The organism is Actinomadura darangshiensis (assembly GCF_004349235.1).
Classification (GTDB): domain Bacteria; phylum Actinomycetota; class Actinomycetes; order Streptosporangiales; family Streptosporangiaceae; genus Spirillospora; species Spirillospora darangshiensis.
In genome coordinates this window covers 59958-69316 of record NZ_SMKY01000011.1, presented here as the reverse complement: position 1 = coordinate 69316, position 9359 = coordinate 59958, and the positions used below count along the sequence as shown (strand labels likewise).

Annotated in this window: 7 protein-coding genes; all 7 read left to right on the top strand. The window is 72.3% G+C overall.

Annotated elements, in window-relative coordinates:
- Positions 1-188 precede the first annotated feature (188 nt).
- Genes E1293_RS04590 through E1293_RS04560 form a run of 7 tightly spaced genes read left to right on the top strand, consistent with a single transcriptional unit; the run spans position 189 to position 9342 of the window.
- Complete coding sequence (locus E1293_RS04590) at positions 189-1547, top strand: TrpB-like pyridoxal phosphate-dependent enzyme (RefSeq protein WP_243716017.1); 1359 nt, start codon at positions 189-191, stop codon at positions 1545-1547.
- Complete coding sequence (locus E1293_RS04585; RefSeq protein WP_132194120.1) at positions 1544-3145, top strand: aldehyde dehydrogenase family protein; 1602 nt, start codon at positions 1544-1546, stop codon at positions 3143-3145. The genes E1293_RS04590 and E1293_RS04585 overlap by 4 nt, the downstream gene beginning before the upstream one ends.
- Before the next feature lie 7 nt (positions 3146-3152).
- The gene (locus tag E1293_RS04580; protein ID WP_132194118.1) at positions 3153-4583 is read left to right on the top strand and encodes an NAD(P)/FAD-dependent oxidoreductase; all 1431 of its coding nucleotides are present in this window, start codon (positions 3153-3155) and stop codon (positions 4581-4583) included.
- A 6-nt stretch (positions 4584-4589) separates the two neighbouring features.
- A complete protein-coding gene (locus tag E1293_RS04575; RefSeq protein ID WP_132194116.1) occupies positions 4590-6302 on the top strand; it encodes an AMP-binding protein in 1713 nt (570 codons plus the stop codon).
- A 9-nt stretch (positions 6303-6311) separates the two neighbouring features.
- Complete coding sequence (locus E1293_RS04570) at positions 6312-7739, top strand: flavin monoamine oxidase family protein (RefSeq protein ID WP_132194114.1); 1428 nt, start codon at positions 6312-6314, stop codon at positions 7737-7739.
- Between the two features lie 4 nt (positions 7740-7743).
- Positions 7744-8481 carry a hypothetical protein gene (locus E1293_RS04565; protein WP_132194112.1) on the top strand — a complete coding sequence of 246 codons (738 nt, stop codon included), beginning with the start codon at positions 7744-7746 and terminating at the stop codon, positions 8479-8481.
- Positions 8482-8484: 3 nt separating this feature from the next.
- On the top strand, positions 8485-9342 hold the full coding sequence (locus tag E1293_RS04560) for an alpha/beta fold hydrolase (protein WP_132194110.1): 858 nt from the start codon (positions 8485-8487) through the stop codon (positions 9340-9342).
- Positions 9343-9359 lie beyond the last annotated feature (17 nt).

Genomic DNA, 9359 nt, shown 5'->3' with positions numbered 1-9359 from the left:
CCCACCCCGCCGGGCCATGCCCCCGAGCAAGTGCGGTTGCAGAACCCGGCGCGCGGTAAGTGCGCAATTAGTTCGGAAAACGGCCGCTCCCCCCTTCCGGGGTTGTAGGGCGCGCATTCTCGTTTGTACGTTGGTCGCCCATCGAAAGCCGGAAAAGGGGCCGATTCGACCGGCGTGGGGGCGAGAAAATGAAGATCCCGAAGCTGATGGATCGAGTCGATCTTTCCATCGACGACATCCCGACCCGCTGGTACAACGTGCTGCCGGATCTGCCGCGGCTGCCCGAGAAGTACATCGACAACTCGACCGGCGCCCCGGTGACGCGCGAGTACCTGGAGCGGTTGATGGTCCGGGCCATGGCCGGGCAGGAAAGCTCGCTGGAACGCTGGGTCACCATCCCCGAACAAGTCCGGGACGCCTACCGAATGTGGCGGCCCACTCCGCTGATCCGGGCCGTGGCGCTGGAACGGGAACTGCGCACGCCGGCGCAGATATGGTTCAAGTACGAGGCGAGTTCGCCTACCGGAAGCCACAAACTGAATTCCGCCATCGCACAGGCCTATTTCGCCAAGCGGGACGGTCACCGGCGGCTGGTCACCGATACCGGCGCCGGACAGTGGGGCAGTGCCCTCGCGCTCGCCTGCCGGCTCATGGACCTGGACCTCCTGGTCTTCATGGTGCGCGCCAGCTACCACCAGAAGCCCTACCGGCGGCACCTGATGGAGACCTACGGCGCCGAGGTCCGCCCGAGCCCCGGCGGCGCGACCCGGTTCGGCCGCCGGCTGCTCGGCGAGTCGCCGGACCACCCGGGCAGCGAGGCGACGGCCGTGAGCGAGGCCATCGAGTGCGTCCACGACGACGCGGGCAGCAGGCTCGCGGTCGGCGCGTTCACCAACTTCTGCCTGCTGCACCACAGCGTGATCGGGCTGGAGACGCGCCGCCAGCTGGAGTCGATCGGGCGGAGTCCCGACTACCTGATCGCCTCGGTCGGATGCGGGTCGAACCTGGGCGGGCTGGCACTCCCGTTCCTGGAGGACAAGCTCAACGGGGCCGACATCACCATTCTGGCCGCCGAGCCGGAGGCGTGCGCGCCGCTGACCCATGGCGAATACCGGCTCGATTTCGCGGATTCGGAAGGGCGGGCGCCGGGCGTCCACACTTATACGCTCGGGCACGATTTCGTCCCGCCGCCGATTCATGCCGGTGGTCTGCGCTATCACGGGTGCGCCCCGCTGGTCGGGCTGATCCGGCGGGAGGGCCTCCTGGACGCCGTCGCCTATCCGCAGACGGAAGTGTTCAAGGCGGGAGCCGAATTCGCGCGGTTGCAGGGCTATCTCCCCGCGCCGGAAACCGCGCACGCCATCCGGGCCGTCATCGAGGTGGCCGACGAATGCAAGCGGACCGGGCGGGACGCCACCATCGTCTTCTCCTACAGCGGGCACGGGTTGCTGGATCTGCCGGCTTACGGCCGCTACAACGCGGGCCTGCTTCGCGACGTCGAAGCGGAGGATTTCGTCGCTCCCCGACTGGAGGGAATCGCGGTATGAAGTCCTATTCGCTCTACATCGGCGGCGAGGACGTGGAAGGGGCCGGGTGGACCTATGCCATCCGGGCGTCGGCCCTCCTGCGGGACGCCAGGGCCGCGTTCAAGCTCAAGCGGGGCCTCGAACTCGGGCGGGACGGCGTGGAGCCGAACGAGGACGTCGTCGGACGGTGCGCGCGCAGCGGTCCCGAAGACAACGAACGCGCCTTACGCGCCGCACGCGAGGCGAGCCGGACGTACGGGACGTTCCCGCTGAAGGTGCGCAGCCGCATCCTCCGGGACTTCAACCGGACGCTTGCCGAACGCACCGGCGAACTGATCGACATCCTGGTCGCCGAGGGCCATCCGCGCCGGCTCGCCCAGTGGGAGGTCAGCGGGATGCTGCGCGGCACCGACGAGACCACGGTCTCCTGGTACGAGACGCAGTTGCGCCAGACGTTCCTGGCCGGCGGCAACCGGCTCGATCTCGTGCGCAAGCCCGACGGCGTCGTCTGCGTGAACCCGCCGCAGAACGCGTCCGGCTCCAACGGAACCCTGGGGGTGTTCGCGCTGCTGGCGGGCAACGCGGTCGTGGTGAAGGCGCCGCGCACCACGCCGCTGAGCGTGATGTTCGTCTACCGGGACGTCATGGCGCCGATCCTGGACCGGTACAGCGCGCCGCCCGGCACCCTGAACCTCATCAGCGGCCCGACGGTTCCCATCCTCAACAGCTGGATCGGCAGTCCGCTGGTCGACGACATCCTGTTCTTCGGAGACAGCACGGTGGGCCTCCAGGTGGGGCAGCGCTGCCTCGCCGAGGGCAAGAAGGCGATCCTCGAACTGGCCGGCAACGACGGTTTCGTCGTCTGGGAGGACGCCGACATCGAGGCGGCCGCGCGGGCCCTCGAAGAGTGCTTCTACGGATCGAGCCAGATCTGCATGGTGCCGAAGTACGCGATCGTCCATCCCGCGGTGGCGGACGCGTTCATAGAGCTGGTCCTGGAGCGCGTCCGCAAGCTCCGTCCGGGGTATCCGGAGGACCCTGCCGTGCTGCTGAGCCCGGTGCTGAAGGTGGACCGCTTCTTCGACTTCATCGCGGAGGCCAGGACCGGCGGCGGCGAGGTGCTGTGCGGGGGCGGCCGGGTCGACGTCGACGGCATGCCGGCCGCCGACGGGCTGTTCTGCGAGCCGACCGTCCTGCGCATCGACGGCCTCGACCGGGCCGGCGCGCTGTCCTGCGTCAAGGAGGAGACGTTCTTCCCGCTGCTGCCGATCATCGTGCCGGAGAGCAGGCCGGGCGACCGGCTGCTGCGCGAGGTCATCGACGTCGTCAACGCGAACGGCTACGGGCTGCGCAACTCGTTCTGGAGCGGGGACGACCAGATCGCGCGCAGGTTCGCCGAGCAGGTGACGAACGGCGGCCTGCTGAAGATCAACGATTCGCATATCGGGTTCGTGTCCCCGCTGTCCACGCACGGCGGCACCGGCCTGACCGGCGGGCCGTACGGCGAGCTCAACTATGTCGGGCTCCGCACCACCCACCTGCAGGGCATCTCGTGGGGGGACGGCGATCCGCGGCCGCTCGACGCCAGGGTGACCGCCGCCGGCGCGGCGAAGGAGTGAGGGCCTTATGGGGGAACGCTTCGACGTCGTCATCGTGGGCGCCCGGTGCGCCGGGTCACCGCTCGCCGTCCTGCTGGCGCGGGCGGGGCTGAAGGTCGCGCTGGTCGAGCAGGCGAGGTTCCCGAGGGAGACGCTCTCGTCCCATCTCATGGAGGCCGACGCCCTGACGTTCCTCATGCGATTGGGCGTAGGCGATCCAGTGCGGGCGACCGGTGTCCGCTTCCTCACGCGGGCGGATGTCCGGCTTGAGGGCTTCGAGGTCCTCGCCCCCTTTCCGCTGCGCTTCGACGACCCCGGAGGGGCGGCCTTCCTGCGCCGTAACCTCCTTGACGGGATCCTCGCCGACGCCGCCGCCGACGCAGGCGCCGACCTGCGGATGAACACGAAGGTCGTGGACGTGCTGTGGGACCGCGGCCGGGTGTCAGGGGTACGGGTCCGGCACGGCGGCGTGGAGGCCGACCTGAGGGCGCCGCTGCTGGTCGGGGCGGACGGCAGGCGCTCGACGGTCGCGTACATGTGCGCGTCCCGGAAGTACAACGTCGAGCCCGGTCGGCGCTCGTACTACTTCACGTTCTTCGAGGGCGCCGACCCGGAGTACTCCGACCGGTTCGTCTTCCACCGCTGGGGCGACCGCATGGTGTGGGGCGGCCCGGCGGACGGTGGGCTCTACCTGCTCGGCGTCTCCCCCGAGGGGCACGAGCGCGAGTACTTCCGCACCGAGACCGAGCGCGGCCTCCTGGCGCACCTGCGCGGCTGCGAACCGACGGCGCGGGCGCTCGCCGGCGCGCGCGTGGCGACCAGGATCGTCGGCATCCGGAACTTCGACGGCTACTTCCGGCAGGCGTCCGGCCCCGGCTGGGTCCTCGCCGGCGACGCCGGCCACTTCAAGGACCCCGCACTTGGCCGCGGCATCGGCGACGCGTTCCTGCAGGTGGAGGCCCTCGCCCCGGCGATCGCCCGAGGGCTCGGCGGAACCTCCGCCGACCTGGACACGGCCCTGCGCCGCTGGGGACGGTGGCGCGACGCGCACTTCGAGGGGCACTACTGGCTGGCCGCCAACCTGGGCTGCGCCGGTGCGATCCCGCCGATGATCCCGCAGACCCTGCGGCGCCTCCAGGACGCCGGGGAGCTCGACCGGTTCTTCGACCTGTTCAGCCGGCGCGCGGACTACGGGGACGTGTTCCCGCTGCGCGATCTGGGGACGGCGACCCTGCGGCTGCTCGCGTCCCCGCGGACCAGGCGCGCACCGCTGGTCCGGCAGGCCGCGTCCCTGCTGCTCCGGGAGTCGGGGCGCCGGTGGCGGCGCCGCAACCCGGCCCTCGGCGCCTCCGACCTCACCCCCGCGCCCGCGTACCGGATGCGGGCCGGTGCGGAACGGGCCGAGAGCGTCTCCGGGCCGCCGATGACGGCCGTGGCCGGCCCGTCCGACGAAGGGTGAACCGCCATGCTCACCACCGCGGAGGGCCCGCTGAGGTCGCGGATACGGGTCGGCGCGCGGCGCGCGGGCCCGATCCGGACGCTGCGCGGCCAGCTCCACCCGAACCGCGTCTCGCTCCGCAGGCCGGTCAACGCCGGGCTGATGGCCGAGCTGGCGGCGGACCGCTTCGGCCGGTCGGTGCCGATCTACCTCGACCGGCCGTTCGACTGGGATCCCGGACGGCGGGTGGAGCTCGACTACACCGACCTCGCGATCCTCGTCGAGGAGATGTCGGCGGTCCTCGCCGCCGCGGGCGTCGGGAGATGGGACCGGGTCGCGATCGTCAAGTCCGCCAACTACGACACGCAGGCGCTCGCCTGGGCGGCGGCGAGGATCGGCGCGATCCCGGCGCTGCTGTCGGCGAGCCTGGACCCGGACATCATCAACGTCCTGCTCGACCGGGTCCGGCCCCGGGCGCTCATCACCGACCCGGAGACGGCCCGGTACGCGGGGCTCGACGCGGCGCGGCTGCGCGACCTGTCCTGCCGCGCCATCGGCGCGGTGGACGGCGGCATCCCGGTCGAGGACCTGTGGGGCGGACGGGTGCCCGCGCCGAGCCCGCTCAAGGACGACGACCCGATGATGATCACGCACACGTCCAGCACGACGGGGGTGTCCAAGCTCGGTGAGACGTCGGCCGCGGCCGTGACGTTCTCCGCGTTCCGGGAGGCGGTCTTCCCGCTCCTGCACGCGCCCGGCGAACTGTTCGCCAGCGCGATCTCCCATGTGCACGTGCGGGCCGCGGTGACCCAGATGGCGTCGCTGTCGCGCGGCACCTCCCTGCTCGGCATCGGACGGCCGGACGGGGACACCGTCGCCGACCTGTTCGCCCGCTACCGCCCGACGCTCGTCGAGGCGCACCCGAACGCTTTCCTCGGCTGGGAGCGGCTGGCCGGCGACGCGGCGCGGCCGTTCGCGAGCGTCCGCATGTTCGTCAACACCTTCGACGCCATCCACCCGCGGACGGTGCGGCGGCTGCTCGACGCGTCCGGGCGGACCCTCCCGCTCTGGCTGCAGTGCTACGGGATGACCGAGGTCCAGGTCGTGTCGGTGCGCCTGCACACCCGGCGCACGGCGCGCCGGGACGGCGCCGGGGACTCGCGCAGCGTCGGCTGGGAGGTGCCCGGGGTCCGCGCCCGGATCTGCGACCCCCGGACGGGACGGCGCCGCCGCTCGCAGCGTGCGCCCGGCATGATCCAGGTGCGGACGCCCGCGCGGGTGCTGTCGCTCGTCGGGACGCCGGACAAGTTCTCCGAGCGCCGGTACGGCCGCTGGTTCGACACCGGCGACTGGGGCCGGCGGGGGCCCTGGGGCCGGCTGGAGGTGCTCGACCGGATCGCGGACCGCATCGACGGCGTCGAGAGCTGCCTGCGGATCGAGGACCGGCTCATGGACCGGTTCCCCGGCGCCGCGGAGATCGTGATCGTCCCGGACGGCGCGGGGCGGCCCGTCCCGGTCGTCTGCATGCGCGCGGGGACGCCGCTCGACGAGGCGGCGTGGCGCGCCGCGGCCGCGGAGTTCCCCGGGCTGGCGGAGCCGTTCGAGGTGGCGCCGGACGCCCTGCACCGCACCGCGACCGTGAAGCCGCGCCGCTACCTGCTCACCGAACTGATCAAGAAGGGCGACCGGCGGCGCGCGGAGGCGCTCGGCCGGGACGTCGTCCTCCGCGAAGGCGCGTAGGGAGGGGAGATGCACGACATCGAGGAGCACGCCGGCCCGATCGAGGCCGACGTGGTGGTGGTCGGGGCCGGCTTCGCCGGGATCACGGCGGCGCGGCGGCTGGCCGAGGCGGGCCGGACGGTGGCACTGCTGGAGGCCCGTTCGCGGCTCGGCGGCAGGGCGCTCAGCCGGCCCGTCGGCGACGGTCAGGTGGTCGAGCTGGGCTGCGAGTTCCACGGGCAGCACGACTCGGTGAGCGCCCAGGTGGCCCGGTCGGTGGGCATCGGATCGCACAAGGTCCACGACACCGGCCTCAAGCTGATCGGCGACGCGGACGGGGTCAGGCGGTGGCGGGGCGCGATCCCCAAAGCAAGCCCGGTCGCGCTCGCCGACTTCGGGCAGGCGGCGCTGCGGCTCGAAAGGATGCGCCGGGAGGTGCCGCAGGAGGCGCCCTGGGAGGCGCCCCACGCGCGCCGGTGGGATTACGAGACGATGTGGTCCTGGACGCGGCGCAACGTCCGCACGCCGGGCGGACGCGCGCTGATGCGGCTCGTGATCGAGGCCGGGATGGCGGCGTCGCCCGCGGAGGTCTCCCTCCTGCACGTCCTGAACTACTCGAACGGCACCGGCGGATTCCGGGCGACCACCACGGTCACCGGCGGCACGCTGGAGAACCGCTTCGTCGGCGGCGCCCAGGGCCTTGCCCTGCGGCTCGCCGAAACCGTGGCCGACCAGACCTACACCGGTGCGGTCGTGCGGCGCATCGTCCAGGCGGACGGCCATGTCCGGGCGAGCGGCCCAGGCTTCGAGGCCGTGGGACGGCGGGTCGTCGTCGCCGTGCCGGTCCCGCTGGCGGGACGCATCGAGTACGACCCGGCGCTGCCGGGTCACCGCGACCAGCTCACCCAGCGCCTGACGCTCGGCTCGGCGATCAAGTTCCTCACCCTCTACGACGAGCCGTTCTGGCGCGCCGAGGGCCTGACCGGGATGGCGATCAGCCACACCGGCCCCGTGCGGGCGGTGCTGGACGGGTGCCCGCCGGGCGGGACGCCGGGCGTCCTCACCGCGTTCGTGACCGGCCCGGCCGCCCGCCGGATGCTGCGGCTGAGCGGCGCGGACCGCCGTGCCGCCGTGCTGGCCGAGCTCGTGCGCCTGTTCGGGCGGCGCGCGGGCGAGCCGTTCGACGTCATCGAGCAGAACTGGGTGGCGGAGCCGTTCACCCGGGGCTGCTACCACGCGTACGCGCCACCGGGTCTCTACACCGAGTTCGGCCCGGCGCTCAAGCGGCCGGTCGGCCGGATCCACTGGGCGGGGGCCGAGACGGTGCCGGTCGAGTTCGGGTCCATGAGCGGGGCGATCCACTCGGGACGGCGGGCCGCCGCCGAGGTCCTGGCCTGCGACGAAGGCGCAGCCCCGGCCGACCTCGGCCTGGGGCCCGCAGAACGGCAAGGAAGGTGACCTCGTGCTCCTCTCCGCACACATCGTCCAGACAGGGATGGGCAAGGCGCTCACGGCGTTCCGCCGTCCGCCCGACCCCGGCGCCGTCGACGGCTTGCGCTACGCGCGCACCTACCTCACGGCCGAGCTGCGCAAGGGCATGCTGCCGTCGCTCGCCATCACGGGCGTCGCCCTGATCGCCGCATGGGACGACGACGAGTACCTCGACCGGTTCCTGTACCACCGGCGGGCACGGCCGTACGAGGACGGCTGGCGCGTGCGGATGCTCCCGGCCCGCAGCATCGGCGAGCTTCCGGGCCTGCCCGACCTGCCGAGGCGGGAGCGGCCCACCGGCGACCTGCCGGTCGTGGCGGTGACGGTGGGCCGGGTCCGCGCCAACCGGTTCCTCCGCTTCGTCAGGGCCGCCGGCGCCGCCGAGCGCGAGGCGGCCGGTCACCCCGGTTTCGTGGACGGGCTCACTCTGCTCCGCCCGCCGCTCGTCATCGGCACGTTCTCGCTCTGGCGCAATGTTCGCGACATGCGGCAGTACGTCACGGGGAAGTACCCCGGCGGTCACGAACGCGCGATGAAAGTGGACCGGGAACACCGGCTGAACCACGAAATGTCGTTCTCCAGATATGTGCCATATGCAGCGGAAGGGCGGTGGGGGGCGAGCAATCCCCTTGACATGCTGGACTGTGTCAACGGTTCGGATTCGACAACCGGGCCCCTTTCGCCAATGGACACGTCCAACGGAGTGTGACACGTGGAGAGCATCGAACTTCCGGCCGGCACGATCGATTTCGAGGACACCGGCGGCGACGGGCCGGTCGTCGTTCTCCTGCATGGGCTGCTGATGGACGCCACGCTGTGGGCGGACGTCGTCGCCGAGCTGCGCGGCGACCACCGGTGCGTAGCGCCGACGCTGCCGCTGGGCGCCCACACCCGCCCGATGCGCGACGGCACCGACCTCACACCGCACGGGATCGCGCGCCTGGTCGGGGAGTTCCTCGAAGCCCTCGACCTGCACGACGTCGTCCTGATCGGCAACGACACGGGCGGAGCGGTCGTCCAGCTCCTCGCCGCCGAGAAGGCCGCCCGCATCGGGAGCATCGTCCTCGTCTCCTGCGACGCGTTCGGCAACTTCCCGCCCGGCCTGACCGGCAAGACGATCGTGCTGACCGGAAAGCTGCCGCCCGCCGTGTTCGGTGTCTTCATGCAGCAGATGCGGCTGAAGCCGATGCGCAGGCTGCCGATCTCCTTCGGCTGGCTGACCAGGCGCGGCGACGCGACAGTGGCCCGCTGGCTGAAGCCGGTGCTGACGCAGCCGGACGTCCGGCGCGACACCGTGCGCGTGCTGCGCGGCATCTCCGCGGAGCGCAAGGTGCTGCTCGACGCCGCCGAGCGGCTGCGCGCCTTCGACCGGCCCGCCCTCGTCGTCTGGGCCGAGCGGGACCGGGTCATGCCGCCGGAGCACGGGCGGCGCCTCGCCGAGCTGCTGCCGCAGGGGCGGCTCACCGAGGTGCCGGACAGCCGCACGCTCGTGCCGCTCGACCAGCCGCTCGTCCTCGCGCGCGCCATCCGCGCGTTCACCTCGCAGGAGGTCCCTCCCGACCGCCCCTAGAAGACAGGACAGTGACC